The sequence below is a fragment of the Limnohabitans sp. genome (assembly GCF_040400975.1).
In the GTDB taxonomy this organism is placed as follows: Bacteria; Pseudomonadota; Gammaproteobacteria; order Burkholderiales; family Burkholderiaceae_C; genus Limnohabitans_A.
In genome coordinates this window covers 1385-1795 of sequence record NZ_JBBAPF010000093.1, presented here as the reverse complement: position 1 = coordinate 1795, position 411 = coordinate 1385, and positions in this window count along the sequence as shown.

Here is a 411-nt window from a genome sequence, read left to right as displayed (position 1 = left end):
GGGTGCGAGACGGGCGTGCCTAGCGTCGTGCCAGACCGTTGCATTGGACGCATGCAAGCGGTTCTTGTCCTCGCACGAGCGGCTTTGGCAGCTGAGTTTCCTAGCTTCGAGATTGCGCAGGCGTATCAGGTCTTCGACCTGGTCGTTCCACCGACCCAGTCTGCTGCCGATCGGCACTTAGATAGGCTCAGCCACGTGCTCCACCTCGACGCTGTGGAGCTCAAGGCCCAGTGGCAAGACTTTCTCCCACGGGCGCAGAACGTGAGGCCAACGTCATCACGATCCAGCAACAAGGATGCTTGGCGGACGATTTTGGAGCGCGTGGAGCACGCCTTCAAACTTCACACCATTGTGGGCAGTTTCAGCTTCTTTGGCTGCATACGCTGCTTTCGCCGTAAGTTCGTCCGGAGT